The organism is Rhodococcus sp. NPDC077669 (assembly GCF_040686915.1).
Classification (GTDB): Bacteria; Actinomycetota; Actinomycetes; order Mycobacteriales; family Mycobacteriaceae; genus Rhodococcoides; species Rhodococcoides fascians.
The window spans coordinates 286,784-313,135 of record NZ_JBFBMD010000001.1 but is presented as its reverse complement, the minus strand read 5'-3'; the positions used below and the strand labels follow the sequence as shown (position 1 = coordinate 313,135).

General features: G+C 65.3%; 26 protein-coding genes. 16 read left to right on the top strand and 10 right to left on the bottom strand.

Annotation, left to right across the window (positions count from 1 at the left end; all coding sequences use genetic code 11):
- Window positions 1-6: 6 nt before the first annotated feature.
- The 5 genes from AB0P23_RS01515 to AB0P23_RS01495 are packed head-to-tail and all read right to left on the bottom strand — an operon-like array spanning window position 7 to window position 5,450.
- Window positions 7-747, bottom strand: a complete 741-nt coding sequence (locus AB0P23_RS01515; RefSeq protein ID WP_363796652.1) for a sirohydrochlorin chelatase — start codon at window positions 745-747, stop codon at window positions 7-9.
- The gene (locus tag AB0P23_RS01510; RefSeq protein WP_219519918.1) at window positions 744-2,084 is read right to left on the bottom strand and encodes a GTP-binding protein; all 1,341 of its coding nucleotides are present in this window, start codon (window positions 2,082-2,084) and stop codon (window positions 744-746) included. The genes AB0P23_RS01515 and AB0P23_RS01510 overlap by 4 nt, the downstream gene beginning before the upstream one ends.
- Window positions 2,084-3,028, bottom strand: coding sequence for a sulfate adenylyltransferase subunit CysD (cysD, locus tag AB0P23_RS01505; protein ID WP_032374427.1), 945 nt, complete (start codon window positions 3,026-3,028; stop codon window positions 2,084-2,086). The genes AB0P23_RS01510 and cysD overlap by 1 nt, the downstream gene beginning before the upstream one ends.
- Complete coding sequence (locus tag AB0P23_RS01500; protein WP_032374561.1) at window positions 3,025-3,735, bottom strand: phosphoadenylyl-sulfate reductase; 711 nt, start codon at window positions 3,733-3,735, stop codon at window positions 3,025-3,027. Before AB0P23_RS01500 ends, cysD begins: the two co-directional genes overlap by 4 nt.
- On the bottom strand, window positions 3,732-5,450 hold the full coding sequence (locus AB0P23_RS01495; protein WP_032374560.1) for a nitrite/sulfite reductase: 1,719 nt from the start codon (window positions 5,448-5,450) through the stop codon (window positions 3,732-3,734). The genes AB0P23_RS01500 and AB0P23_RS01495 overlap by 4 nt, the downstream gene beginning before the upstream one ends.
- Before the next feature lie 364 nt (window positions 5,451-5,814).
- Between AB0P23_RS01495 and hemW the strand changes: the two genes are divergently transcribed.
- Complete coding sequence (gene hemW, locus AB0P23_RS01490; protein ID WP_032374426.1) at window positions 5,815-7,026, top strand: radical SAM family heme chaperone HemW; 1,212 nt, start codon at window positions 5,815-5,817, stop codon at window positions 7,024-7,026.
- Window positions 7,027-7,068: 42 nt separating this feature from the next.
- On the opposite strand, the gene AB0P23_RS01485 is transcribed toward hemW, so the two are convergent.
- Window positions 7,069-7,374: a type II toxin-antitoxin system VapB family antitoxin gene (locus AB0P23_RS01485; protein WP_027497503.1), complete on the bottom strand. Its 306-nt coding sequence runs from the start codon at window positions 7,372-7,374 to the stop codon at window positions 7,069-7,071.
- Window positions 7,375-7,507: 133 nt separating this feature from the next.
- Between AB0P23_RS01485 and hrcA the strand changes: the two genes are divergently transcribed.
- The 8 genes from hrcA to era all read left to right on the top strand — a co-directional run bounded on the left by hrcA (window position 7,508) and on the right by era (window position 15,379).
- Complete coding sequence (hrcA, locus tag AB0P23_RS01480) at window positions 7,508-8,551, top strand: heat-inducible transcriptional repressor HrcA (RefSeq protein WP_027497502.1); 1,044 nt, start codon at window positions 7,508-7,510, stop codon at window positions 8,549-8,551.
- Window positions 8,552-8,645: 94 nt separating this feature from the next.
- Entirely contained in the window at window positions 8,646-9,803 is a 1,158-nt protein-coding gene (gene dnaJ / locus AB0P23_RS01475) for a molecular chaperone DnaJ (RefSeq protein ID WP_287452512.1), read from the top strand.
- 3 nt (window positions 9,804-9,806) lie between these two features.
- The gene (locus AB0P23_RS01470; RefSeq protein ID WP_032374425.1) at window positions 9,807-10,580 is read left to right on the top strand and encodes a 16S rRNA (uracil(1498)-N(3))-methyltransferase; all 774 of its coding nucleotides are present in this window, start codon (window positions 9,807-9,809) and stop codon (window positions 10,578-10,580) included.
- Window positions 10,577-11,332 (top strand): alpha/beta hydrolase, encoded by a 756-nt coding sequence (locus AB0P23_RS01465; RefSeq protein ID WP_032374424.1) that lies wholly within the window; start codon window positions 10,577-10,579, stop codon window positions 11,330-11,332. The genes AB0P23_RS01470 and AB0P23_RS01465 overlap by 4 nt, the downstream gene beginning before the upstream one ends.
- A gap of 113 nt (window positions 11,333-11,445) precedes the next feature.
- A complete protein-coding gene (locus AB0P23_RS01460) occupies window positions 11,446-12,489 on the top strand; it encodes a PhoH family protein (RefSeq protein WP_027497498.1) in 1,044 nt (347 codons plus the stop codon).
- A gap of 53 nt (window positions 12,490-12,542) precedes the next feature.
- The gene (gene ybeY / locus AB0P23_RS01455; protein WP_032368173.1) at window positions 12,543-13,085 is read left to right on the top strand and encodes an rRNA maturation RNase YbeY; all 543 of its coding nucleotides are present in this window, start codon (window positions 12,543-12,545) and stop codon (window positions 13,083-13,085) included.
- Between the two features lie 40 nt (window positions 13,086-13,125).
- Complete coding sequence (locus AB0P23_RS01450) at window positions 13,126-14,448, top strand: hemolysin family protein (protein ID WP_027497496.1); 1,323 nt, start codon at window positions 13,126-13,128, stop codon at window positions 14,446-14,448.
- Window positions 14,449-14,464: 16 nt separating this feature from the next.
- Complete coding sequence (era, locus tag AB0P23_RS01445; protein ID WP_027497495.1) at window positions 14,465-15,379, top strand: GTPase Era; 915 nt, start codon at window positions 14,465-14,467, stop codon at window positions 15,377-15,379.
- An 18-nt stretch (window positions 15,380-15,397) separates the two neighbouring features.
- Here the strand turns inward: era and AB0P23_RS01440 are convergent, their stop codons facing one another.
- Entirely contained in the window at window positions 15,398-16,819 is a 1,422-nt protein-coding gene (locus AB0P23_RS01440; RefSeq protein WP_363796646.1) for an amidase, read from the bottom strand.
- Between the two features lie 72 nt (window positions 16,820-16,891).
- Between AB0P23_RS01440 and recO the strand changes: the two genes are divergently transcribed.
- The 4 genes from recO to AB0P23_RS01420 are packed head-to-tail and all read left to right on the top strand — an operon-like array spanning window position 16,892 to window position 19,938.
- Window positions 16,892-17,725 (top strand): DNA repair protein RecO, encoded by an 834-nt coding sequence (gene recO, locus AB0P23_RS01435; protein WP_032374422.1) that lies wholly within the window; start codon window positions 16,892-16,894, stop codon window positions 17,723-17,725.
- On the top strand, window positions 17,682-18,500 hold the full coding sequence (locus AB0P23_RS01430) for an isoprenyl transferase (protein WP_045841262.1): 819 nt from the start codon (window positions 17,682-17,684) through the stop codon (window positions 18,498-18,500). The genes recO and AB0P23_RS01430 overlap by 44 nt, the downstream gene beginning before the upstream one ends.
- Window positions 18,493-18,897, top strand: a complete 405-nt coding sequence (locus AB0P23_RS01425; protein WP_027497492.1) for a hypothetical protein — start codon at window positions 18,493-18,495, stop codon at window positions 18,895-18,897. The genes AB0P23_RS01430 and AB0P23_RS01425 overlap by 8 nt, the downstream gene beginning before the upstream one ends.
- A 48-nt stretch (window positions 18,898-18,945) precedes the next feature.
- Window positions 18,946-19,938: an iron-siderophore ABC transporter substrate-binding protein gene (locus AB0P23_RS01420; protein ID WP_363796644.1), complete on the top strand. Its 993-nt coding sequence runs from the start codon at window positions 18,946-18,948 to the stop codon at window positions 19,936-19,938.
- 7 nt (window positions 19,939-19,945) lie between these two features.
- Here the strand turns inward: AB0P23_RS01420 and AB0P23_RS01415 are convergent, their stop codons facing one another.
- Both AB0P23_RS01415 and AB0P23_RS01410 read right to left on the bottom strand, forming a co-directional pair.
- Window positions 19,946-20,386, bottom strand: coding sequence for a Fur family transcriptional regulator (locus AB0P23_RS01415; protein WP_032368170.1), 441 nt, complete (start codon window positions 20,384-20,386; stop codon window positions 19,946-19,948).
- Window positions 20,383-20,757, bottom strand: coding sequence for a metalloregulator ArsR/SmtB family transcription factor (locus tag AB0P23_RS01410; RefSeq protein WP_080733342.1), 375 nt, complete (start codon window positions 20,755-20,757; stop codon window positions 20,383-20,385). The genes AB0P23_RS01415 and AB0P23_RS01410 overlap by 4 nt, the downstream gene beginning before the upstream one ends.
- 281 nt (window positions 20,758-21,038) lie before the next feature.
- On the opposite strand from AB0P23_RS01410, the gene AB0P23_RS01405 reads away from it, so the two are divergent.
- Entirely contained in the window at window positions 21,039-22,424 is a 1,386-nt protein-coding gene (locus AB0P23_RS01405; protein WP_032368169.1) for a glycine--tRNA ligase, read from the top strand.
- Between the two features lie 69 nt (window positions 22,425-22,493).
- On the opposite strand, the gene AB0P23_RS01400 is transcribed toward AB0P23_RS01405, so the two are convergent.
- Window positions 22,494-24,521, bottom strand: coding sequence for a TPM domain-containing protein (locus tag AB0P23_RS01400; protein WP_032374421.1), 2,028 nt, complete (start codon window positions 24,519-24,521; stop codon window positions 22,494-22,496).
- 122 nt (window positions 24,522-24,643) lie between these two features.
- On the opposite strand from AB0P23_RS01400, the gene AB0P23_RS01395 reads away from it, so the two are divergent.
- Window positions 24,644-25,558: an ABC transporter ATP-binding protein gene (locus tag AB0P23_RS01395; RefSeq protein ID WP_032374420.1), complete on the top strand. Its 915-nt coding sequence runs from the start codon at window positions 24,644-24,646 to the stop codon at window positions 25,556-25,558.
- A complete protein-coding gene (locus AB0P23_RS01390; RefSeq protein WP_027497485.1) occupies window positions 25,555-26,349 on the top strand; it encodes an ABC transporter permease in 795 nt (264 codons plus the stop codon). Before AB0P23_RS01395 ends, AB0P23_RS01390 begins: the two co-directional genes overlap by 4 nt.
- The last annotated feature ends 3 nt before the right edge of the window (window positions 26,350-26,352 follow it).

Sequence of the window (26,352 nt, the reverse complement as noted above, 5' to 3'; positions counted from 1 at the left end):
TTCGTGCTATGCGATCGAGCGATCGTGCGCGAGAGCTGCGTCGTACCGCCTGGAGGCGAGCTCGGCCACTGCCGGATGAGGGCCCAGAACATCGGCGTACGTCACGTTCGGGACGCCGTCCAGCACCTGTGAGATGCGGTCGGTGAGCCTCCCGGGTGCCAGGAACCAGGGAGCCACCACGATCCGGGTGGCTCCCAGCGCGCGCAGCTGTGCGACCGCGTCGAGTGGAGACGGATCGACGGACGTGGCGAAACAGGTGACAACTCCCGCCCAGCCGGTGCCGGACACCACTTCGTTCGCAACTCGACGGCTACGGTCGTTCGCCGAGGACTGGCTCGATCCGACGGCAGCCAAGGCGACTCCGACGGTCGAATCGCCGAGCACCGCACCGGCGTCGACAACACGATCACGAACGGCGTCGACGAGAAGTGGGTCGTCGCCCAGCACCTCGGACTGACCGATCGACACGCGCGGATGCCGGACCCGTGCTGCACCCAACAGCGCGGGCAGGTCCACTCGGGCGTGAAAAGCACTGCCCAACAACAGCGGAACCGCGACGATGCGAACATGCCCTGCATCGGCCAAGTCGTCGAGTACCTGCTCGACGCTGGGCTCACTCAGGTCGAGAAACGCGACGCGCACATCGAGATCCGGACGCCGTCGACGCAGGACGTCGACGGCGCGGTGGATCGTCTCGCTCGAGCGGGGATCGCGGCTGCCGTGCGCTACCGCGAGCAAAGCCGTCACGTCGGAACTGCCGACCCCAGCTCGACGGCGGCCAGTGCGTTGCCCACCAGACCGGCTGCCAGTGTGTTGCCACCGGCCGGATCGATCAGCAAGAAGCTGCCGGTGTGCCTGTTGACGGCGTAGTCGTCGGCCACGATCGGCTCGGCGACGCGAACAGAGATGCGTCCTATTTCGTTGAGCTCCAACGATTCCGGGCCCTCGTGCGCAGTGAGGTCCTGCTCGTCGAAACGCTCGACGAGCGCCCCGACGATGGCCTGGGTGGTACGAGTGCCGTGCTTGAGCAGCAGACGAGCGCCCGGGCGAAGCGGTTTCTCGGCCAGCCAGCACACCGTGGCCTCGAAGTCGCCGATCGGTTCCGGTGCGTCCTGCGGGGAGGCGATGGTGTCGCCGCGCGAGACGTCGACATCGTCGGCGAGGACGAGGGTGACGCTACGGCCGGCATGCGCGGTACGCAGCTCGCCGTCCGCGGTGTCGATGCGCTCCACTGTCGTTCGGGTGCCCGAGGGCAGGATGACGACCTCGTCGCCGACGTCGACGGAGCCCGCTGCGACCTGGCCGGCATATCCGCGGTAGTCCGGGAATTCCGCTGTGCGCGGCCGGATCACGTACTGCACGGGGAATCGCAGACCGACCCGGTGAGGTTCGGCGTCCACCGGGACCGACTCGAGGTGCTCGATGAGGGTGGGCCCGTCGTAGTACGGGGTCTTGTCGGACTTCACTGCCACGTTGTCGCCGTGCAACGCCGAGACGGGGATTTCGATGACGTCCTCGGTGGACCACCCGAGCGAGGAGGTCAGTGAATTGAATTCGGCCGAGATGTCGGCGAACACCGTCGCGGGGTCTTCGACCAGGTCGATCTTGTTGACGGCGAGCACCAGGCGCGGAACGCCGAGGAGGGCCAGAACCGCTGCATGCCTTCGGGTCTGAGTGATCACGCCTTTGCGGGCGTCGACGAGCAGGATGACCAACTGCGCCGTCGACGCGCCCGAGACGGTGTTGCGGGTGTACTGCACGTGGCCGGGGGTGTCGGCCAAAACGAAGGAGCGATTGGGCGTCGCGAAGTACCGGTAGGCAACGTCGATCGTGATGCCCTGTTCGCGCTCGGCACGCAGGCCGTCGACGAGCAGCGACAGATCGGGAGTGGACAATCCTTTGTCCACCGAGGCCCGAGTGACGGCGTCGATCTGGTCTGCCAGAACGGATTTGGTGTCGTACAACAGCCGTCCGACGAGAGTGGACTTGCCGTCGTCGACGCTGCCCGCGGTGGCGAGGCGAAGAAGCTGGGTGCCGCGAGTGGAGCCTGCGGAATGACCATTGGATATGCCCGTGCTGCTCATCAGAAGTATCCTTCTCGTTTGCGGTCTTCCATGGCAGCCTCGGAGACGCGGTCGTCGCCGCGAGTGGCTCCGCGTTCGGTCAGCCTGGACGCGGCGACCTCGGCCAGGATTGCCTGATTGTCGGCAGCATCGGACAGGACGGCACCGGTGGTGGATCCGTCGCCGACGGTGCGGTAGCGCACCGACAGTGTCTGCAACTCTTCACCTTCGGCCGGTCCGCCCCAGACGCCCGGCGTCATCCACATGCCGTCGCGCTGATACACCGGGCGCTGGTGGGCGTAGTAGATGCTGGCCAACTCCACGTCGTCGCGAGCGATGTAGCGCCAGATGTCGAGTTCGGTGAAATTGCTGAGCGGGAACACGCGCACCTGCTCGCCGGGGGAGTGCTTGCCGTTGTACAGGTTCCACAGTTCCGGGCGCTGCTTCTTGGGCTCCCACTGTCCGAATGCATTGCGCAGCGAGAAGATTCGCTCCTTGGCGCGGGCGCGTTCCTCGTCGCGTCGGGCACCGCCGAACACGGCGTCGAACCGGTTCTCGGAGATCGCGTCGAGGAGAGGAACGGTCTGCAGAGGGTTGCGGATGCCGTCGGGGCGCTCGGTGAGACGTCCGTCGGCGAGGTACTCCTCGACGCTGGCCACGTGCAGGCGCAGGTTGTACTTCGCAACCACGTGGTCGCGGAAATCCAGCACCTCCTGCAGGTTGTGCCCGGTGTCGACGTGCAGCAGTGCGAACGGCAGGGGAGCTGGCCAGAACGCCTTGATGGCCAGATGCAGCAGAACCGTCGAGTCCTTGCCACCCGAGAACAGGATGACTGGGCGCTCGAATTCGCCGGCCACCTCTCGGAAGATGTGGATGGCTTCGGATTCGAGTGCGTCGAGGGTGTCGAACCGATCTGCATCGAGATGGGTGCGTCCGACGGTCGCCGTCGTGAGGTCGAGTGTCATGAGGCGTGCAACCCACATTCGGTCTTGGCCTTGCCGGCCCAACGACCGCTGCGCGGGTCGGCTCCGGGGGCAGGTTTGACGGTGCACGGTGCGCACCCGATGGACGGATATCCCTCGTCGACGAGAGGGTTGACCAGGATCGAATGTTCGTCGATGTAGGCCTGCATCTCCTCGTCCGACCACGGTGCGATCGGGTTGATCTTCACGAGGCCGAAGGCGTCGTCGAACGAGATCAACGGAGCGTTGGCGCGTGTCGGGGCCTCGACTCGCCGGATGCCGGTGACCCACGCGCTGTAGTTCGCCAGTTCCTTCTTCAGCGGCGCCACTTTGCGCATCGCGCAGCAGCGGTTCGGTTCGCGGGCGAACAGGTCCTTGCCGTCGATCGCATCCTGTTCTGCGACGGTCTTCTCGGCGCGGGCGTTGACGACGTGCACGCCGTAGACGGCCTCGACGGCATCGCGCGTTCCGATGGTCTCGGCAAAGTGGTAGCCGGTGTCGAGGAACAGGACGTCCACTCCGGGGTGAACCTGTGCGGCGAGGTGAACGAGAACCCCGTCCTGCATGTTGGAGGCGACGATGAAATCGCTACCGAAGGTGTCCTCGGTCCATTGCAACAACTCGAGCGGGCTTGCGCCGTCGAGTTCGCGGGCACCGCACTCGGCGATGTCCTTCAGTTGGTCGACCGTCAAATTCAGTCTGGTACTCATCGCAAATCCGCCTCGTCTGCTCGCACGGCCCATTGAGCGAACCGTTCGCCGTCTTCGCGGTGCTTGTCGAAATTGCGCACCACTCTGTCGATGTAATCTCCCAGCTCGGAGCTGTTGACCTTGTGCTGACGCAACTTTCGGCCGAACGCACTGTCCAGGCCGAGGCTGCCTCCGAGGTGAACCTGGAAACCCTCGATCTGATTCCCGTCCCCGTCGTCGACCAACTGACCCTTGAAGCCGATGTCGGCGATCTGCGATCGCGCGCACGAGTTGGGGCAGCCGTTGATGTTGATCGTGATCGGAACGTCGAGTCGACTGTTGATGTCGGACAAGCGCTCTTCGAGCTCGGGGACGAGAACCTGTGAGCGCTTGCGGGTTTCGGCGAACGAGAGCTTGCAGAATTCGATGCCGCTGCACGCCATCAGGTTCTTGCGCCAGTGCGAGGGGCGGGCAGGTAGGCCCAGCGCGTCGAGGTCCGAGATCAGCTGCTCGAGCGTCTCGTCCGGAACGTCGAGGACGATCAGCTTCTGGTACGGCGTGAATCGGACGCGATCCGACCCGGCCTTCTCGGCGGCGTCGGCCACCGCGGCGAGGATGGTGCCGGAGACGCGGCCCGCGATGGGGGCAACGCCGACGGCGTTGAGGCCGTTCTTGAGCTTCTGGATCCCGACATGATCACGGGGCCGAGCGGGCTTCTCGGGAGCCGGGCCGTCGATGAGCTTGCGGTGCAAGTACTCGTCCTCGAGGACCTGGCGGAACTTCTCGATGCCCCAGTCCTTGATGAGGAACTTCAGGCGCGCCTTGGTGCGAAGCCGGCGGTAGCCGTAGTCGCGGAAGATCGAGACGACGCCCTCCCAGACGTCGGGGACGTCCGCGAGCGGAACCCAGACACCGACGCGCTGCGCGAGCATCGGGTTGGTGGACAGGCCGCCGCCGACCCACAGGTCGAGTCCTGGTCCGTGCTCGGGGTGGTTCACACCGATGAAGGCGACGTCGTTGATCTCGTGCACTACGTCCTGCAGACCCGAGATCGCGGTCTTGAACTTGCGTGGCAGGTTCGAGTACTCGGGCTTGCCGATGTACCGCTCGACGATCTCGTCGATGGCCGACGTCGGGTCGAGAATCTCGTCGACCGCTTCACCTGCCAGCGGGGAACCGAGCACCACACGGGGGCAGTCTCCGCATGCCTCGGTCGTCTTCAGGCCGACTGCCTCGATTCGACGCCAGATCTCGGGGACGTTCTCGACCTCGATCCAGTGAAACTGGACGTTCTCGCGATCGGAGAGGTCCGCGGTGTCGCGGCCGAACTCCTTCGAGATCTGAGCCAGAGTGCGCAGCTGCTCCAGATTCAATGCACCGGCATCGCACCGGATGCGCATCATGAAGTACTTCGCCTCGAGCAGGTCGATGTTGTCGTCACCGGTGAAGGTGCCGTCGTAGCCCTGTTCACGCTGGGTGTAGAGACCCCACCAGCGGAATCGGCCGCGCAGGTCGCCCTTGTCGATGCTGTCGAAACCCTGTTTCGAGTAGATGTTCTCGATGCGGGCGCGCACGTTGAGCGGGTTGTCGTCCTTCTTGGACTGCTCGTTGGCGTTGAGCGGCTCTCGATAGCCCAGAGCCCACTGGCCTTCGGCGCGACGCTTGGTCGGCCGCGGCGCTCGCTCTCGCGGTGTGGCGGAGGCAGCGTCGGTGGTCGCGTCGCTGGTCGACGACATGCAATGCTCCTGCATCTTCGGTGCGGGCCGGCTCCGATCGTTGCGCAGAAGAGCGCTCACGAGATGGTGCGGAACCGGTGGTTCGAATGGACTTGCTCTAAGGAGGGCTGGGTCAGCAGCCGGTCGTGTGTCGACACGACGCGCTGCAGACGCGGCCGAGATCGACATGGCGGCGCGCCACGAGTCGAATTCCTGAGTCGGTCACGGGTGCCATTGTGCCACGTCATCGACCGGGTGCCGACCGCGGCGGCCTATTTACCCCAAAATTCCGGTAAATAGGCTGGCAGGGTGCGAGTCGTGCGTGCACAGCGCCCTGGGCGGCGCGTGGATCGGGCCGCCGGTGAACTCTGGGACACTGGAGTCCGTGAATACCGTCGTCGATACCTCCTCAGTCTTCGAGCTGCCGTCCGGCGCATTCGACGGAGTGGGGGAACGTGCGTTCGGGATCTACGTGCATGTGCCCTTCTGCGCCACGCGATGCGGGTACTGCGACTTCAATACGTATACGGCCGGGGAGCTGGGCACATCGGCGTCGCCGCAGTCCTGGTTGGAGGGCCTGCGCAGAGAACTCGACGCTGCGGCGAACCTGATCGGAACGGGCGCGGGTCGAGTACCGATGGCCGACACAGTCTTCGTCGGAGGTGGGACGCCGTCGTTGCTCGGGGGCGACGGCCTCGCGGACGTATTGGGCGCGGTCCGGTCGAGCTTCGGGCTGTCCGACGGTGCGGAAGTGACCACGGAATCGAACCCGGAATCGACGTCGCCTGCATTCTTCGAGCGGCTGCGCGACGCCGGGTTCACGCGGGTGTCGTTGGGCATGCAGTCCGCGGCACCGCACGTTCTGGCGGTTCTGGATCGCACCCACACTCCGGGACGAGCGGTGGCCGCGGCGAAGGAAGCGTCCGCAGCCGGCTTCGAGCACGTGAACCTCGACCTCATCTACGGAACGCCGGGCGAGCGAGACAGCGATCTCGATCAGTCCCTCGCTGCGGTGCTCGACGCGGGTGTCGACCATGTCTCCGCGTACGCACTGATCGTCGAGGACGGCACCGCCATGGCGCGAAAGGTGCGTCGAGGTGAGTTGCCCGCACCCGACGACGACGTGTTGGCGAGCCGATACGAGCGCATCGACACGGCCATGAACGCGGCGGGCCTGTCCTGGTACGAGGTATCGAACTGGGCCGCCGATGCCGATGCGCGTTGCCGGCACAACATCGGCTACTGGGACGGCGGCGATTGGTGGGGTGCCGGGCCGGGAGCGCACAGCCACATCGGCGGCACGCGATTCTGGAACGTCAAACACCCGGCCACCTACGCCGATCGGCTCGCCGCGGGCGAGCTGCCGGTGCAGGGCAGTGAGCTGCTCACCGCGCAGGACCGTCATCTCGAAGAACTGATGCTGACCGTGCGTCTGCGCTCAGGGGTGCCGATGAGTCTGCTGGGGCCGACCGAGCTCGCAGCCGCCGAGCAGACCGTGGCGGACGGGTTGATGGTGCAGCGAGGTGATCACCTCGTGCTGACCGACCGCGGCCGGTTGCTCGCCGACGCCGTGGTGCGCACCATCGCCGCGGCCTGAACGATCTGTTTCAGGCTGCAGTGTTCTCAGGCCCTCGAACCCTCAGGCTCCCAGGGCGTCGTAGTCGAACACTCTGGCGTGCAACACCGTTCGACTGCGCAGCGCCGCCCGGACAGCGCGGTGCAGGCCGTCCTCGAGGTAGATGACGCCTCGGAACTGCACAGCATGGGGGAACAGGTCGCCGTAGAAGGTGGAGTCCTCGGACAACAACCGGTCGAGTTCGAGCACCTTGGTGGTGGTGACGATCTCGTCCAAACGCAGTTGGCGTGGAGGAATTCTCGACCAGTCCCTGATGGACAGGCCGTGCTCCGGGTAGGGCTTTCCGTCTCGTACACCCTTGAAGATCATCGCGAGCCTCGAACCGCTGGACCGAATCGAAAGACAGTTTCCACTCGGACCACAGTAAGGCCTTGCACGAGCATGCGTTCCTCGGCTACTAGACTCGAGCGACGATTGACAACGAGAACGGAGGTGGGCACCGATGTCGAGCACCGACGACAGGCGGTTCGAGGTTCTGCGAGCGATCGTGGCGGACTACGTGTCCACTCAGGAGCCCGTGGGATCGCGTGCTCTTGTCGAGCGTCACAACTTGGGTGTGTCGAGTGCGACCGTGCGCAACGACATGGCGGTCCTCGAGGCAGAGGGCTACATCGCCCAACCGCACACCAGCTCCGGGCGGGTGCCGACCGACAAGGGCTACCGCCAGTTCGTGGACCGGATCGCCGACGTCAAACCGTTGTCAGCGGCCGAGCGTCGCGCCATTCTGGAGTTTCTCGAGAACGGCGTCGACCTGGACGATGTGCTGCGCCGTGGGGTTCGACTGCTCGCTCAGCTGACCCGGCAGGTAGCCGTGGTTCAGTACCCGACGCTGTCGGCGTCCTCGGTTCGACATCTGGAGGTCGTCGCTCTCACACCGGCTCGGCTGCTGTTGGTGCTCATCACCGACTCCGGCCGGGTCGATCAACGCATCGTCGAACTCGGCGACGTCATCGACGACGAGAACTTGGCCCAGTTGCGGCGGTTGCTCGGCGGCGCACTGGAAGGCAAGCGGCTGGCGGCGGCGTCCGCAGCCGTGGCCGAGCTGGCCGAGAATGCACCTCCCGCCCTGCGTGACGCGATGATTCGTTCGGCCACGGTGCTGGTGGAATCGCTCGTCGAACATCCCGAGGAGCGGCTGGTTCTCGGCGGAACGGCCAATCTGACGCGCAATGCGGCGGACTTCGCGGGAGACGCAGGGTTTCCGGGATCGCTCCGAGCGGTACTCGAAGCGCTGGAAGAGCAAGTGGTGGTACTCAAGCTGCTCGCCGTGACGCAGGACACCCGCACCGTCACCGTGCGTATCGGCGAGGAGACGCAGGTCGAGGAGATGCGCGGAACATCGGTGATTTCCACCGGATACGGCTCTGCTGGCATGGTCCTGGGAGGGATGGGCGTTCTCGGCCCCACCCGAATGGACTATCCAGGAACAATCGCGTCGGTCGCGGCGGTTGCCAGGTACATCGGCGAGGTCCTGGCCGAGCGCTGACGCGAGCCGACGATCCATCGTCGGCCGCGGGGGCACAGCGGCCGCGACACAGCATCAACGAACGAGATTCATCTTCTAGGACGAAAGAGACGACGTGGCACGGGATTATTACGGGACTTTGGGCGTCGGCCAGCAGGCTACGGACCAGGAGATCAAACGCGCGTACCGCAAATTGGCGCGAGAGTTGCACCCGGACGTGAACCCGGACGAGGCCGCACAGGCCCGGTTCAAGGACATTTCCACCGCATACGAGGTGCTCTCCGATCCGGAGAAGCGTCGAATCGTCGACCTCGGCGGCGATCCTCTGCAGCAGGGCGGCGGCGGTGGTGGCGGCGGATTCGGCGGTGCCGGATTCGGGGGCGGCCTCGGCGACGTCTTCGAAGCGTTCTTCGGCGGCGGCGCAGGCGGTGGACAGCGCGGACCCAAGGGACGCGTACAACCCGGAGCCGATTCGCTGCTGCGAACCAAACTCACCCTCGACGAATGCGCCACCGGCGTCACCAAGCACATCACCGTCGACACGGCGATCCTGTGCGACCTGTGCGCCGGCTCGGGCACCAACGGCGATTCCAAGCCCGTTCGGTGCGAGACCTGTGGCGGTGCCGGCGAAGTGCAGTCGGTGCAGCGCTCGTTCCTCGGCCAGGTCATGACCAGCCGTCCGTGCCCCACCTGCCGCGGTGCAGGCGAGACCATCCCGGACCCCTGCCGAAAGTGCGGCGGCGACGGCCGGGTGCGTTCGCGTCGGGACATCTCGGTGAAGGTCCCGGTCGGCGTCAGCAACGGCATGCGCATCAGGTTGGCCTCGCAGGGCGAGGTCGGGCCGGGTGGCGGCCCCGCAGGCGATCTCTACGTGGAAATCGTGGAGCAGCAGCACGAGGTGTTCGTCCGTGACGGCGACGATCTGCACTGCACCGTTCGCGTCCCGATGGTCGACGCGGCACTCGGTACGTCGGTGACGGTCGACGCCATCATCGACGGCCCGACCGAGATCTCGATCGAGCAAGGGACACAACCGAACTCGACGACGGTGCTGCGCGGGCACGGGATGCCCAAGCTCCGTTCCGGTATCCGCGGTGACCTGCACGCCCACCTCGAGGTCATCGTGCCGACCAAGCTGGACAGCAAGCAGACCCACCTGCTCGAACAGCTCAAGACCATGCGCGACCGCGATTCGGCGGAGGTCGTCACCACCGGTTCGGCGCACAGCGGCGGCCTGTTCTCGCGGTTGCGGGAAGCCTTCAGCGGGCGCTGATTCATGGCCCCCACGGTCTTCTATCTCACGCCGCTGCCGGCCGTGGGAGAGCTCGCCGTGCTCGACGGCAAAGAAGGTCATCACGCCGCGACCGTGCGGCGGATCCGAGTCGGCGAGCGGCTGCTGCTCAGTGACGGTGCCGGCGGTCTGGCCGACACGGTCGTCGTCGGTGCCGAGAAGAACCGACTCGAACTGACGGTGCAGTCGCGCACGGACATGCCGCGAGCCACGCCCACGGTGACGCTGGTTCAGGCGTTGCCGAAGGCGGACCGCTCCGAACTGGCGATCGAGCTGGCCACCGAGGCCGGGATCGACGCCGTGGTGCCGTGGCAGTCGGCGCGATGCGTCGCTCGCTGGGAAGGGCCCAAGGCGACCAAGGGGGTCGCGCGCTGGCGCAGTACCGCCGCCGAGGCGGCCAAGCAATCGCGTCGCGCATACATCCCCGAGGTCTCCGAGTTGCACGATTCACGCTCGGTGTACGCCTTCGTGAACCGGATCGTGGCGGGCGGCGGCATCGTCGCCGTCCTGCACGAAGCGGCCACCTCGGCATTCCGCGACCTGCCGTTCGATTCGGTGCCCGAGGTCGCGATCGTCGTCGGACCCGAGGGTGGCCTCGACGACAGAGAGATCGCGGCTCTGACCGAGGCAGGCGCGACCCCGGTGGTGCTGGGGCCGACGGTGCTGCGAACCTCGACGGCCGGAGCTGTTGCGTTGGGAGCTCTCGGCGTTCTGACGACACGGTGGGCGCAACTTCCGCCCGATTTCCCGAACGCATGAGCGTTCGCATCAAGATCGCGTACGGCGAGCATCCGGAACAGTTCGGTCACCTCTATCTGCCGTCCGCGCCGGTCACGCCCGCGACACCGGTGGTCGTGATCGTGCACGGTGGATTCTGGAGTGGGCAGTACGCGTCGAATCTGGGCACCCAGTTCGCCCGAGCTGTCGCCGGAGCCGGTGCGGTGGCCTGGAACATCGAGTACAGACGCGTCGGTGCGGGCGGGCACTGGCCGGAGATGCAAGCCGACGTGCGCGCCGCACTCGACGCCGTGGTCGGGGTGGTACAGCACCACGCCCCGGTCGGTGTCGACGATGTCCGCGTCATCGGGCACTCGGCGGGCGGCCACCTGGCAGTGTGGCTCGGCGGCGAAACCGACACGACGGTCCGGCCGTCGCGCATCGTCTCGCAGGCGGGTGTCCTCGATCTGGAGCCGCGCGGTGCGTCGGGACGTACCAATCCGGCGGTCGAGGCCCTGCTGCAGGCCCGCTACGACGACGAGCCCCAGCTGTACCGGTCGGCCTCACCTCTGGCCCGACTACCCATCGGCATCCCGACGATCTGTCTGCACGGATCCGATGACCTTCAGGTCCCGGCTTCGCAGAGCTCGAGGTACGTCGAGGCCGCACGAGCCGCGGGCGACGACGCGGAGCCGGCGATCGTGCCGGGCGAGGACCACTTCGCCTTCCTGAACCCGGATTCGCGGTGCTGGGCGCTCTCGCTCGAGGCCGTCCTGGGCGAGCGCCGTGGGTAATAGGAATGCGCATCGATCCTGCGGCGTTAAACTTGGTCCGAGCGCGACCTGACGGACGCGTTCGAAACATCAGCGTCACCGGTCGAAACAAGAGAGCAGGCCATAGCCACCACGTGAGTGAACACAGCGAATTTCCCGCCGAGCGCGACGTTCGGTCCACCTTGGAGCTCGCCCCCGAAGCAGTGATGCCGCTGCTGGGACAGTCCGACGAGAACCTCCGGGCGCTCGAGCAGATGCTGACGGCCGACATCCACGTACGAGGAAACGCCGTGACGCTCACCGGGAAGGTGCCCGATGTGGCGTTGGCCGAGCGGGTGATCACCGAATTGGCGGCATTGGCCAAACGTGCTCAGCCACTGACTCCCGACGCAGTGCGCCGGTCGATCGCCATGCTCACCGAGGGGGTGTCGGATTCTCCCGCCGAGGTGCTGAGCCTGGACATTCTGTCGCGTCGAGGCAAGACCATTCGGCCCAAGACGTTGAACCAGAAGCGCTACGTCGACGCGATCGATGCCAACACGATCGTGTTCGGAATCGGTCCTGCCGGAACGGGCAAGACCTACCTGGCCATGGCCAAGGCAGTGCAGGCATTGCAGACCAAGCAGGTCAGCCGCATCATCCTGACGCGGCCTGCGGTGGAGGCAGGTGAGCGTCTGGGCTTTCTGCCCGGAACCTTGCACGAGAAGATCGACCCGTATCTGCGTCCACTGCACGACGCCTTGCACGACATGATGGACGACGAGGCCATCCCCAAGCTGATGCAGGCCGGAGTCATCGAGGTCGCGCCGCTCGCCTACATGCGTGGCCGTACGCTCAACGACGCGTTCATCATTCTCGACGAGGCGCAGAACACCACGGCCGAACAGATGAAGATGTTCCTCACGCGTCTCGGTTTCGGATCGAAGATCGTCGTCACCGGAGACGTGACGCAGGTCGACCTACCCGGCGGTGCCCGGTCGGGCCTTCGTGCGGCGTCGGAGATTCTCACCGACGTGGACGACATCCACTTCGCGCAACTGACCAGTAGTGACGTGGTGCGTCACCGGCTCGTCTCGGAAATCGTCGACGCCTACGAGCGCTTCGAGTCCGCATCGGAAGGCGTCATCGCGAACCGCGCGCAACGCCGTGCCGGTGGGCCGCGTTCGGCGAGAAGATGATTCAGGCGTACGGAAACGGCAATGCAGGCAACGAGAGCGTGGGTAGTGGCTAGATGAGTATCGAAGTGTCCAACGAGTCGGGGATGGACATCTCCGAGCCCGAACTGGTCTCGGTCGCACGGTTCGCGATCGCAGGCATGGACGTGCACCCCGCTGCGGAACTGTCCATGGTGCTGGTGGATTCGGCAACCATGGCAGATCTGCACATGCGCTGGATGGATCTGCCCGGCCCCACCGACGTGATGTCGTTTCCGATGGACGAGCTCGAACCGGGCGGTCGGCCCGATGCTCCCGAGCCCGGACCGGCGATGCTCGGAGACATCGTGCTGTGCCCGTCCTTCGCGGCGGATCAGGCCGCGGCAGCAGGACATTCGCTCGAACACGAGCTCGCGCTGCTCACCGTGCACGGCGTGCTGCACCTGCTCGGCTACGACCACGCCGAGCCGGACGAAGAGAAGGAAATGTTCGAGCTGCAGAACCGTCTGCTGGCCGAATGGTACGAAGACGCCAGGCGGGCGGAGCAGGCAGCCGAACAGGCCGTTCGAGACGCTCGGCTGCTCGGCAAGGCCGGCTTCGTCGACGGTCTCGACCGATGATGTGCGTGTTCGGACCAGCGGGAGTGCGGGGTCCTAGCGCGTGAGCAGTGCTGCCGCACTCATCGTCTTCGCCGTTCTGCTGGTTCCTCTCGGCGGCTTGTTCGCCGCCGTCGATTCGGCCCTGAACACCGTCTCGCGGGCGCGAATCGAAGACATGGTCAAGGACGAGCGACCGGGTGCCACCGGCCTCGTCGTCGTGGTTGCCGACCGCCCGCGGTACGTCAATCTCATGGTGCTGCTTCGTATTCTGTGCGAAATCGGCGGCACGGTGCTGCTCGCAGGCGGCCTGACCCAATTGATCGACTCGACCACCGCGCTCGTGATCACCGCTGTGGCAATGGTTTTGGTCAGTTACGTCGTGATCGGCGTCGGTCCGAGAACGCTGGGTAGGCAGAACGCGTACTCGATCGCGCTCGCCGCAGCGTTGCCGTTGCGCGCCCTCGGCTGGCTCCTCGGGCCGATCAGCAGGCTGCTCATCCTCATCGGTAACGCGATCACCCCGGGCAAGGGATTTCGCAACGGCCCGTTCGCATCCGAGATCGAGCTACGTGAGCTCGTCGACATGGCTCGCGAGCGCGGAGTCGTGGCCGACGACGAACGCCGAATGATTCAATCGGTGTTCGAGCTGGGCGATACCTCGGCCCGCGAGGTCATGGTGCCGCGGCCCGAGATGGTGTGGATCGAATCCGACAAGTCGGCGGGGCAGGCGACGTCGCTGGCCGTGCGCAGTGGGCACTCTCGCATCCCGGTGATCGGCGAGAACGTGGACGATATCGTCGGCGTGGTGTACCTCAAAGACCTTGTGCAGCAGACGTATTACTCCACCGACGGTGGGCGAGGCGTACAGGTCTCCGAACTGATGCGTCCGGCGGTGTTCGTGCCGGACTCCAAGCCGCTCGACAGTCTTCTCGCCGAGATGCAGCGAGACCGAAACCATATGGCGTTGTTGGTCGACGAGTACGGCGGCATCGCGGGCCTGGTGACCATCGAGGACGTCATCGAGGAGATCGTCGGCGAAATCGCCGACGAATACGACTCGGACGAGGTAGCACCCATCGAGCAACTCGAAGACGGACGGTTCCGGGTGTCCTCGCGGGTACCGCTCGAGGATCTGGGCGAAATCTTCGGTATCGACATCGAATCCGAGGAGGTCGATACCGTCGGCGGACTCCTCGGCTACGAGCTCGGCCGAGTGCCGCTGCCCGGTTCCGAAGTGACCACTCACGGATTGTTGCTGCGCGGCGAGGGCGGAGCCGACCCCAAGGGCCGCGTCCGCATCACCACCGTGCTGGTCGAAAAGCTCGAACCCGACGAAGAATCCACCGAGGACGACGACTCGTCGGACGTCACTCACCAACACTGAAATCTGGAGGTGCTCGATGTCCGAGCAACACACCGAAGAGTTCCGATCCGGATTCGTCTGTTTCGTAGGCCGGCCCAACACCGGCAAGTCCACCCTGACCAACGCACTGGTGGGGTCGAAGATCGCCATCACGTCCTCGCGACCCCAGACCACGCGCCACACGATCCGCGGCATCGTGCACCGCGACCACGCGCAGCTGATCCTCGTCGACACCCCGGGGCTGCACCGACCGAGAACGCTTCTGGGCCAACGTCTCAACGACCTGGTGCAGGACACCTACTCCGAGGTCGACGTCATCGGACTGTGCATCCCCGCCGACGAGAAGATCGGACCGGGCGACCGATGGATCCTCGAACAAGTGCGGCACATCGCGCCGAAGACCACCCTGATCGGCATCGTGACCAAGATCGACAAGGTCAAGAAGGAACGCGTCGTACAGCAGTTGATGTCGTTGTCGAAGTTGCTGGGCGAGAATTCGCACGTGATCCCGGTATCGGCCGAATCCGGTGAGCAGATCGAGAAGCTCGTCGACCTCCTGGCCTCCGAATTGCCGCCGGGTCCCGCCTTCTATCCCGACGGGGAACTGACGGACGAGCCGGAGGAAATCCTCATGGCCGAGCTGATCCGCGAGGCAGCGCTCGAAGGTGTCCGCGACGAGCTCCCGCACTCGCTGGCAGTGGTCATCGAGGAGGTCGTGCCGCGCGAGGGCCACGACAACATGCTCGATGTGCACGCGATCCTGTACGTCGAACGGTCCAGCCAGAAGGCCATCATCATCGGCAAGGGCGGTTCGCGACTCAAAGAGGTCGGCACCGCGTCGCGACTGCAGATCGAGAAATTGCTCGGTACCCGCATCTACCTGGATCTGCACGTCAAGATCGCCAAGGACTGGCAGACCGACCCCAAGCAGATGGGCAAGCTCGGCTTCTGACGTGCCCAGGTGAGTTGGCTACGAGGTGTCGCGCACCTGGGTCCACCACGGCTCGGGGCGTCGGCGATGCCACTGCAGTACGTTCTCGAGTTGAGCGGCCACCGAGACCAGCAGAGGCTCTGTGGATTCGTGGCCCATCAGCTGCAGACCGATCGGTAGACCGGCTTTCGTCAGTCCCGCGGGGACGTTGACGCTGGGCCAACCGAGGACGTTCCACGGCCACGTGTACGGGCAGTGTTCGGTGATCACACGGTCGGTGTCGGCGTTGGAGATGCCGTCGATGGCGTCGACCCGCGGAGGCGGCGTGGCCGTCGTCGGGGCGAGCACGATGTCGTAGTCGTCGAAGAACTGGCCGATGCGGCGGGCTATCCGTGGCTCTGCCGCGCGGGCCGCCCGCAGTGGTGCGCCGGCGAGGGCTCGTCCGCTCCTCGCGTTGGCTCGGGTCCGGGGGTCGGCCAGAGACGGGTCGGGCAGGCGGTCGAGCCAGGCCGCGACTCCGGCCAACGACCGCGGTAAGAAGTTGAGCCCCAACAACATTCCGTACGCCGGATCGTCGACGACCACGCGGTGACCGAGCAACCGCAGCACGGCCGCCATCTCGTACGCCGCAGCCGTGATCTCGGGATCCAGTGCCGCGGGTGTCGGAATGAACGGCTTGCGCAGACTCAATGCGATGCGCAGCGAACCGGGGTCACGGCCGACGGCGTCCGAAACCGTCAGCGGAGTGGGCCGGTGCAGATCGCCGTCGTGCCCACCGGAGACCACATCGAGAAGGAGGGCTGCGTCGGCCACTGTTCGGGCGAGCGGTCCGATGACGGTGATGCCGTTGAACGCCTCGGCATCGGGCCAGGTGGAAATTCGGCCGCGCTGCGGCTTGATGCCGACGAGGTTGGTCCACGACGCCGGGATGCGCACCGAACCGGCACCGTCGGAACCCAAAGCGGCGGAAACCAATTCGGCTGCTACCGCGGCAGAACTACCACCGGAGGAGCCCCCCGGAGTCCGGTCTCGATGCCACGGATTTCTCGTGTGGCCGAACGCGCCGCCCGTGAACGGCCATTGCCCGAGTTCGGGACTGTTCGTCTTTCCCACGATGATCGCCCCTGCCGCACGCAGTCGGCGGACCACCTCGGAGTCCTCGGTGGCAGGAGGAAACCGGCCCGCGCAGCCGAAGGCGGTCGGTTCGCCGACGATGTCGACGTCGTCCTTGACTGCGATAGGAACGCCGAGCAGGGGAGCGGACGAGCCCGCAGCGATCAGCCGATCGGCCTTGGCGGCTTCGGCGAGGGCGGCATCGCGTCGCACGATCCGGAACGCGTTGAGGGTGGGTTGACTGCGTTCTATGCGATCCAGCGCAGCGGTGACCACCTCGACCGAGGTGACGCGTCTCGACGCGAGTTCGGCAGCCTGAGCAACGAGTGTCGACCGATGGAAATCCACGTGTGCACAGTATCGACTCACCGTCAGCGCGGGAGCGATCTTCGTCGACGCCCACGTGGGACACTGGAGAGCGTGAGGCCATACCGTGACAACGCAGTCGTCCTGCGCCAGCACAAGCTGGGTGAGGCCGATCGCATCGTCACGTTGCTGACCAGGGAGAACGGCATCGTCCGTGCGGTGGCCAAGGGGGTGCGCCGCACCAAGTCCAAGTTCGGCGCACGGCTGGAGCCGTTTGCGCACATCGACGTCCTGCTCTATCCCGGACGCAACCTCGACATCGTCACTCAGGTGCACACGGTGGACGCGTTCGGCGGGGACATCGTTGCCGATTACGGCCGGTACACCACCGGCTGCGCAGTCCTCGAAACCGCCGAGCGTCTGGCCGGCGAAGAACACGCCCCCGCGCAGCGCCTGCATCAGCTGACCGTCGGCGCGCTGCGTGCCCTTGCGCAGCACATGCGGCCGCCCGAGTTGGTACTCGACGCGTATCTGCTGCGTGCGATGGGTTTCGCCGGATGGGCTCCCGCACTGACGGACTGCGCTCGATGCGCTGCGGTGGGGCCGCATCGTGCGTTCCACGTCGCCGCGGGTGGCGCTGTGTGCGTGCATTGCCGACCGCCGGGATCTGCGACGCCATCGACCGGTGTTCTGGATTTGATGGTGGCCCTCGAACGAGGGGAGTGGGACTACACCGTCACCACCTCCGATGCGGTCCGAAAGCAGGCCAGTGGCCTGGTGGCGGCTCATCTGCAGTGGCACCTCGAACGCCAGCTCCGCACACTTCCGCTCATCGAGCGCTCGCATCCACACCAGGTGCCGCTGGCCCAACCTGACTCCGTGTTCGCCGACACCGTCGGGCAGGATGGGGACCGTGATTCGACGACGCGAGCCGCAACACCGGCCTGACGAACGGCCGGCGGTTCGCCCGCCGGACCCGCACCCCTCGGGTGCGCGGCCGCCGATCTTGCAGCCGGAGCTGATTCCTCGTCACGTCGCTCTGGTCATGGACGGTAACGGCCGGTGGGCTCAGGATCGTGGATTGCCGCGAACCGCAGGGCACGAGCAGGGCGAAGCAGTACTGATGGATGCCGTCTGTGGCTGCATCGAAATCGGTGTGCAGTGGTTGTCTGCGTACGCTTTCTCGACGGAGAACTGGAAGCGCAGTCCCGACGAGGTCAAGTTCTTGATGGGTTTCAATCGCGACGTGATCCGGCGTCGACGAGACGAGATGAACGAGATGGGTGTGCGGGTGCGCTGGGCAGGTCGGCGACCGCGACTGTGGGGCAGCGTCATCAAAGAACTCGAAGTGGCCGAGGAGCTGACGAAGCACAACACGGTGATGACGCTGACCATGTGTGTCAATTACGGCGGGCGAGCCGAAATTGCCGACGCCACAAGGGAAATCGCGCGTCAGGTTGCCGCCGGAAAGATCAACCCGGAAAAGATCACCGAGGCGACCGTCGCGAAGTACCTCGACGAGGCGGACATGCCCGACGTCGACCTGTTCCTGCGTCCCTCGGGGGAGCAGAGAACCTCCAATTTCCTGCTGTGGCAGTCGGCCTACGCGGAGTTCGTGTTCCAGAAGAAACTGTTCCCCGATTTCGATCGTCGAGATCTGTGGGAGGCCTGCATCGAATTCGCGTCGCGGGACCGACGATTCGGTGGAGTGAAATATGAGTGACGATGTATCTGGCCTCACCTTGCAGACGCGGGCTCAGTTGGCGTTGGCGCAGTTCGCCACTGTCACTGTGGGGGAGGAAGGCTCTCTGGGGTTCGACTATGCAGGTGCGCTGTGCTCGCTACGCGCGGTGCAGCTCTCGCCGGAGCTCGAGGTGCTTTCGCTCACCGCGGTGCTGGCGTGGGATCGACCGCTCAAGCCCGCACTACACAAGAAGGTAGCCGACCGCAATGCCGATTCGCAGTTCGGCGCGATTTCGGTCAACACCCACGACAAGCTGGCAGATGTGTTGTTGCGCTACACCTTTCCGGCCAACGGGTTGGACGACGAAGCGATGTTGACGATGTTGATTCTGGTGCTCGCCGGGGTCGAGAAGGCCCGCGAGGGTTTGCTGCCCTGAACGGTCGTCTAAGGTAAGCCTTTACTTACTCACGTGAAGGCGGTTGCAATGGCGGTTCGAGTATCCAGAATGCTGACGGCAGTGGTGGCGGTGATGGCCATCGGCGCGTCCGCAACTGCCTGCTCCACAGCAGAACCCGACGACAGCGCGGCCCAGTCTGCGGACGGTGTTTTCCCGGTGGTCATCGACCACATCTACGGCAGCACGACCGTTCCGGAGAAGCCCACCCGCATAGTCACGCTCGGGGTGTCCGACGCCGATGCCGTCATCGCGCTCGGAACCGTCCCGGTCGGAAACACCGGATACACCTTCTACGAGACCGGAGTCGGTCCGTGGACCGACGAGTTGGTGGGCGACGCACCACTGACGCTGCTGGGCTCGGAGTCCGAACCGAACTTCGAGCTGATCGCTTCTCTGCAACCGGATCTGATCACCGGGCTGAACGCCGGCTTCGACGAGGCCACCTACGCGCAACTCAGTGACATCGCCCCGACCGTCGCTCGACCGGCCGGATCGGCGGCATACGCCGTCGATCGCGAGGTGGCAACCGACACCATCGCCCGCGCGATGGGCGAATCCGATCGTGGCAAGAAGCTGAACGCCCAGACCACGGCTGCACTCGAACAGGTTCGAGCCGCACATCCGGAGTTCGCGGGTAAGACTGCCGCCGTGGTACTTCCGTACGACGGTCAGTTCGGCGCATATCTGCCGGGGGACGCGCGGGGGACGTTCGTCACGTCATTGGGCTTCGGGATTCCGGACCCGATCCTGGCCGAGGACAACGGAACCAACTTCTTCGTTCCGGTCTCGGCTGAGAACATCTCGAAGCTCGACGCCGATGTGGTGCTCTATCTCGGCACCGGCGACGACAACGACGTCGTGGCGGAGAATCCAATCTTCGGAACACTGACAGCCGCCCGCAACGACGCCATCGTTCCGTTGTCCACCGATCAGCGTGGGGCGATCACGTACAACTCGGTGCTGTCCATTCCGTTCGCCATCGATTCGGTGGTGCCTCGCCTGGCGGGTGCGGTGGGGTGAGAGCTGGTCAGTGATCGGCCGTGCTGCACTGACTGCAGGTGCCGAATATCTCGATCGTGTGGCTCACGTCGCTGAAGCCGTTGGACTCGGCGACACTCTGCGACCACTTCTCGACGGTGGGACCCTCGACCTCGACGGTGAATCCGCATGCTCGGCACACCAGGTGGTGATGATGGCCCGAGGAGCAACGCCGGTAGACCGACTCGCCGTTGTCGGTACGCAGGACGTCGACCGTTCCTGCGTCGGCGAGAGTCTGCAGTGTGCGGTACACGGTGGTCAGGCCGATACCCTCGCCGCGCTTGCGCAGCTCGTCGTGCAGATCCTGCGCGGACTTGAACTCCTCGATGGTGTCGAGCAGGTCCGAGATCGCACTTCGTTGTTTGGTGGCGCGCACTCCGACCACGACGGGTCGTCTCGGAGTGGCGGTATCGGTCGTCTTCTCGGTCACAGGTTTCGGCCTTCCTCGGCGTGAGCCACGGCGTCGACGACGATGTGGGAGAGATGGTCGTCGACCAGTCGGTACAGGACCTCGCGGCCGTTACGTTCTCCGCGGACCACACCGGCCGCCTTGAGAACCCGCAGATGCTGGCTGATCAACGGCTGTGTCACACCGAGGGCGACGACGAGTTCGTGAACGCAGCGCTCGGATTCTCGGAGCTGCAGGACGATCGCAATCCGAACCGGTGCGGCCAGTGCACGCAGGATGTCGCCGGCCGCGGCCAAGGTCTCCTTCGGCGGAAGTAACGCCGGGGGAGTGGCGGCGAACGGGTCGTCGTGCACCGGGCGTTCCGGATCCTGCAGATGCGCCGCCCTCTCCATGGACGAGTCGGTTCTGTGGGTGTGCACCGTGGACATGGCTGCGGCTCCTTCGGTCACCGGTCGGTTGTCGAATTCTCCCTGCACGGTCGACGTCATGAACTCAGGCTAGTGCAGTCATCGTTATTGCAAATCATATTCATTGTGATATGCACAGGTGCGCATGTCAATTTCGGTGCCCGACCGCTGTTCGGAATCGACGACCGAGCCAGATAGTCTGATCAGGGCGAAAACCGCCCACGTCACCTCGTACACGATGTAACCGAAGATGGAGAGCTCCGCCAGTGGCACCCAAGTCCAAGGTCGAAACCGTCGCCAACCTCGCCAAGCGCAGAGGTCTCGTCTACCCGTGCGGCGAAATCTACGGCGGTACGAAGTCGGCCTGGGACTACGGTCCGCTCGGCGTCGAGCTCAAGGAGAACATCAAGAAGCAGTGGTGGCGCAACATGGTCACCAGCCGCGACGACACCGTCGGGCTCGACTCGTCGGTGATTCTGCCGCGCCAGGTGTGGGAGGCCTCCGGCCACGTCGAGACGTTCTCCGATCCGCTCGTCGAGTCGCTGCACACCCACAAGCGCTACCGTGCCGATCACCTCATCGAGGCCTACGAGGAGAAGCACGGCCACCCGCCCGAGAACGGACTCGCCGATATCCGCGACCCGGAGACCGGTGAGCCCGGTTCGTGGACCGAGCCGCGCGCATTCTCCGGCCTGCTCAAGACCTTCCTCGGCCCGGTCGACAACGAAGAGGGGCTGCATTACCTTCGCCCCGAGACCGCCCAGGGCATCTTCGTCAACTTCGCCAACGTGCTGACGACCTCACGCAAGAAGCCGCCGTTCGGCATCGGCCAGATCGGCAAGAGCTTCCGCAACGAGATCACACCGGGAAACTTCATCTTCCGCACTCGCGAGTTCGAGCAAATGGAGATGGAGTTCTTCGTCAAGCCCGGCGAGGACGACGAGTGGCATCAGTACTGGATCGACTACCGCATGAAGTGGTACACCGATCTCGGCATCGATCCGGAGAACCTGCGGCTGTACGAGCACGCCAAGGAAAAGCTGTCGCACTACTCCAAGCGCACCGTCGACATCGAGTACCGCTTCGGCTTCCAGGGCAGCGCCTGGGGTGAGCTCGAGGGCGTCGCAAACCGCACCGATTACGACCTGACGGTGCACTCGAAGGCGTCGGGCCAGGACCTGAGCTACTACGAGCAGGCCACCGACACCCGGTACACCCCGTACGTCATCGAGCCGGCCGCCGGCTTGACTCGGTCGCTGATGGCGTTCCTCGTCGACGCGTACACAGAGGACGAGGCCCCCAACGCCAAGGGCGGCGTCGACAAGCGTGTCGTGCTCAAGCTCGATCGTCGTCTTGCCCCGGTGAAGGTCGCGGTGCTCCCGCTCTCGCGTAACGCCGACCTGACGCCGAAGGCGAAAGATCTTGCGCAGCAACTGCGTCAGTACTGGAACGTGGAATTCGACGATGCCGGAGCCATCGGCCGTCGCTACCGTCGCCAGGACGAGATCGGTACCCCGTTCTGCATCACCGTCGACTTCGACACCCTCGACGACCACGCCGTCACCATTCGTGAGCGCGACACGATGGCACAGGAGCGCGTGGCTCTCGATCAGGTCGAGGGCTATATCGCCGCCCGTCTGATCGGCGCGTAGGGCTGTAGGCAATACACAGGGCCCGATCTCTCGGTGAGAGATCGGGCCCTGTCGCATGTCTGGGTCGAATCAGAAGCGGCCGCCGCCGCCACCGAAGCCGCCGCCTCCGCCTCCACCGCCGCCGAAGCCCCCGCCGCCGAATCCACCACCGAATCCGCCTCCGCCTCCGCGCAGCACGCTGTTGATCAGGATTCCGCCGAGCACGGCGCCTGCTACGTTGCCGCCGCTACTGCCGCCGCGTGGGCCGTGCCGATTTTCCCAGTTCTGCACATCGGACTGGGCGATCTGCGACGCGCGCGAAGCCAATTGGCTGGCGGCATGCGCGTGCTTGAGAGCCTCGTCGGGATTGTCCGGCTCGAGCTGACGAGCTGCACCGAGATGCCGTTCGGCTTCGGACAAACGCGTTCGAGCATCGGCACCCACGCCGCCGCGGCGCGTCGAGATGTAGTCCGCAGCAGCAGTGATCTGCGCCTGAGCAGCCGCGATATCGCGTTCCAGACGCGCACGCAGCTGATCCTCGGCGGCCTTCTCGGCCGATGCTTCGTCGACGATCTTCTCGAGTTCGGAATCTGCTGCGGCAAGGGCGGTGTAACTACCGAGCGGATCGCTCGACTGTGCCGCCTCGGCCTTCTTCAATGCCGTCTGTGCCGCAGTCATCGCCGCCTGCAGTTCGGTGCCGCCGTGTTCGGCCAGTCCGCGAGCCTGCTCGATGTCCCGGCGGACGTCCGCGATGGCGTCGGGCAGGGTGGCTATTGCGTGCCGTATGTCGTCGCGGGCGTGGTCGACTCCGTCGAGCAGTGACTTCGCCTGATCGACGGCTCGTTCCGCGGTCCGAATCGCTGTGACGGCCGGGCCCTGCTTACCGGGCGGCAGTGCTGCGGCCTTGCGGCCGGCTTCGATGTTCTCCTCGGCCAGCGCAACTCGATCCTTGGCCATCGTGACGTTGTCGGCAATCGATTTCAATGCGGTCTCGGAGAATTCCGAATGCAGTTGAGCGAGTACGGCTTCGGACTGCGGAATGCGCACCGTCAAGCCGATGATGGCTTGGGTGAGCTCGTCGAGATGCGAACCGGCGTTCATGACGAGGTCGCGGAATCCGTCGAATTCCTCGACCCGAGAGTCGAGTTCGCGATCTGCCTGGCCGCACGAGGAGATGATTTCGACGAGCATCGCCCGTCGCTGATCGGGGGTTTCAGGAATGGCGTCGTCGAGCCGCTGACGGATCTCGAAGGCAGAGGCCAGAGCTTTCTTTGCGTTGTCGTACGCCGTGATGAAGGGAGCGGCTGCCGAATCGCCGAATTCGCCTCGGGCCAAGGTCAATTCCTCCTCGCTGGCTCGCACGGCGTTGTCGGTCTCGATCAGAATTTCCTTGGCGCGGGTGTCGAGAACGTCGATCGGGAATTGGGCCAATGCTGCCGGGTCGCTCGGGTCGATCTTCGCCACCGCTTCCACCTCGGCGGCCACTCGAGCCTTCTTGCGCCGTGAGGAGTAGACAACAGCTCCGCCGCCTGCGACGGCCAACACCCCGACACCGATCAGCAGCGGTGCCGACGACCCACCTCCACCGCTCGACGCATAGGCCTCGCCGAGAGCGCCGGCCGCCGCTATGGCCGCTCCCGACCAATCCTCTTCGCCCAGCGCAGGTTCGACGTCGTTGACACGAATGTCGTCCTGCTCCGCCGTGGTGATCTGTGAGAGCCCGGTGTTGACGCCGAGGTAGTACGACCGATCGACGGTCGCCACTGCGAGCAGGACGTCTCGCTGACCGAGATCGCTCCGTTCGTACGTCTGCCGTGCCCAGTCGGCCGCCGACATGTTGTCGAAATCCGCAACGTAGGTGACCCACAGCCTGAGCTGACTGCCGCCGTACAGGTCGTCGATGGACGTCTGTACCTCGGCCAGCGAGTCCGGATCGAGTGCCTGCACGTTGTCGGTGATCTGGGTGGCGAGGCGCGAGGGTGCCTCGGCGGAGGCGACGCCGGGGGCGAGGAGAACCGCAGCGAACAAGGTCAGAGCACCTGTTGCGGCGAGGCGACGGAATCGATGGACCGACCTACGGACTGTGGCGCTGGAATGCCGCCGGTGCTGGACTGCCATGCGCTGAAATCTACCGGCTCCAGGGTGTCCGAAACGAGCAGGTCGATCCATGACAGTTGTCATCGTGCAATCGTGACGCTCGGTCGAGGTGGTCGGGCTCGGATCGCAGCAGAGTAGCTGTCATGACCACAACGAAGGCAGTCGAACTGCGAGGCGTCACGAAGACATACGGATCGGTCCGTGCGGTGGACGGGATCGACCTGTCCATCGAGCCGGGCGAGGTAGTCGCTTTTCTCGGACCGAACGGTGCCGGCAAGACCACGACCATCGACATGATGCTCGGCCTGGCCACACCCACCACCGGGACGGTATCGGTGTTCGGCGGAACTCCGGCCGACGCCATCGCCCAGGGGCGCATCTCGGCGGTGATGCAGACCGGCGGACTTCTTCGCGACCTGACCGTCCGCGAAACCGTCGAACTGACCGCGGCCCTGTTCGCCCGAACTCGGTCGGTGAAGGAAGTGCTGACTCGGGCCGGCATCGCCGACATCGGCGACAGGCGAGTGGCCAAGTGCTCCGGCGGCCAGCAACAGCGACTGCGATTCGCACTTGCACTGTTGCCCGACCCGGATCTGCTGGTGCTGGACGAGCCGACCACCGGCATGGACGTCGAGGGTCGTCGTGACTTCTGGAACGCCATTCGCCAGGACGCGAGTACCGGCCGAACAGTGCTGTTCGCAACGCACTACCTCGACGAGGCCGATGCCTACGCCGACCGAATCGTGTTGGTGCGGCACGGCAAGATCGTCGCCGACGGCAGCGCCGCCGAGGTCAAGAACCTCGCGGCGGGACGCACGGTCACCGCCACTCTGCCCGGTGTCGACCGGTCAATGTTGCTCGCTCTTCCCGGAGTCGACCGGGTCGAGACGCGCGGCGACCGGGTGATCGTGCACGGACGCGACTCCGACTGCGTTGCCCGCTACCTGCTCAACGACGCGCACGCGACCGATCTCGAAATTGTCTCGCGGAACCTCGAGGACGCGTTCCTCGCCCTGACCACCGATGCCGACACCGAACTCGCCGGGAGTATCCGATGACCACGACCTCGCCCCGCCCCACCGCTGCCAGAGCCGTTGCTTACGGCGGATTTTCGCCCACGTTCCTCGGACTCGAAATCCGTCGCCTGTTCCGGAACAAGCGCACGTTGGTCTTCACGTTGGTCATGCCGCCGGTGTTCTTCGTCATCTTCGGTACGCAGTCGGACTACCGGACCAACTACCCTTTCGCGCACGGCAATGTCACGGGCTACATCGCCATCAGCATGGCCGTCTACGGAGCGATGCTGGCCACCACGAGTGGGGGAGCGATGGTCTCCGTCGAACGCGCTCAGGGCTGGAGCAGGCAGTTGCGACTGACTCCGCTCAAACCTGTCGCTTACATCGTCACCAAGATGCTCGTCGCCATGACAATGGGTGCTGCAGCGATCGTCGTGGTGTTCGTCGTCGCGGCATTCTTCGGAGCCGACATGCCGATCTGGGTGTGGCTCGCGTGCGGAGTGATCGCGTGGCTCGGATCTGCGGTGTTCGCCGCATTCGGGTTGTTCATGGGGTACCTGCTGCCCTCGGAGAACGTCATGCAGATCCTCGGACCGGTACTGGCCTTCCTCGCTCTGGCCGGCGGATTGTTCGTCCCGCTCGGTGACAGCGGCTGGTTCCCGATGCTGGCGAAGTTCACCCCGCTGTACGGTCTGGCGACTGTGGCCCGGGCTCCGTTCACCTCGGCCGACGCAGGCATCCTCGCCGTCGCAGTGGTCAACCTGGTGGTGTGGGCGGTGGTGTTCATCGCAGGAGCGGCGCTGCTGTTCCGGAAAGACACCAAGCGTGCCTGACGC